Source organism: Bacillus sp. EB600 (genome assembly GCF_024494385.1).
GTDB lineage: Bacteria > Bacillota > Bacilli > Bacillales > Cytobacillaceae > JAEVLT01.
Window position 1 is genome coordinate 1 of record NZ_JAEVLT010000134.1, and the last position, 763, is coordinate 763.

The 763-nt window shown below is 38.1% G+C and carries 1 protein-coding gene; it reads right to left on the minus strand.

Going from position 1 to position 763, the window contains the following annotated elements:
* A partial coding sequence (locus JN080_RS28900) for an IS110 family transposase (protein ID WP_256239364.1) occupies nt 1–762 on the minus strand: 762 nt, incomplete at its 3' end.
* Nucleotide 763 lies beyond the last annotated feature (1 nt).

The window sequence follows — 763 nt, forward strand, 5'->3', positions numbered from 1 at the left end:
CTTTTTGTATTCAAGAAGCATTTTAATATACATATTTAGGCTTAGGATAAGACTATGATATAAGGTTTTCTGAAAAGGGTTTTGATCTGCGGCAGCCCTCAATTTATCTGCCTGACTGTTTGCCCATTGTTGCGAACGACTTTTACATAATTCTTTTATTTTCTTGGCGATTGTTTCTTCGCCAGCTACCAAGATTTCCTCTGAAGTAGGGAATGCCTGTAATGTTAGTAAAGAAACAGCTGAATATAAGTCTCCAAAAACCCCACAGTACTCAGGAAACACTTGATCCAGAACTGCTTGAAATTGTAGTTTAGTTTGTACAAACATGCCTGTAATATTTTCATGCTGTCTTGTCAGGTTACGTAGGTTTAAGAGTTGGATTCCTCGCTGTTTATAAGGCTCTAAGTCCTCTTTATAATACAGCTCGCAGAGATGAAGAGCGTCAATGATATCAGTCTTTACTTTGCGTAAACTAGAACTCTTAGCTCGATACGATATGAGTGGATTCACGATAATCAATAAGTACCCTCTGTCCTCGAAATACTGGACAACTGGTGTATGATAATGTCCAGTAGATTCCAATACAATGGGAGGACGTCCCCCTGTTATATCTTCTACTTCTCTAATAAAGTCTAGAAGACTAGCTAACCCTTCAAGAGTATGTGCTACTTTAAAGCTTTTTTTGTACGGCTTTTTTTTATCCAAGAATGCTTGAACCTGACTTTCACCTTTTGCCACATCCAGACCTATGACTGGATTCATC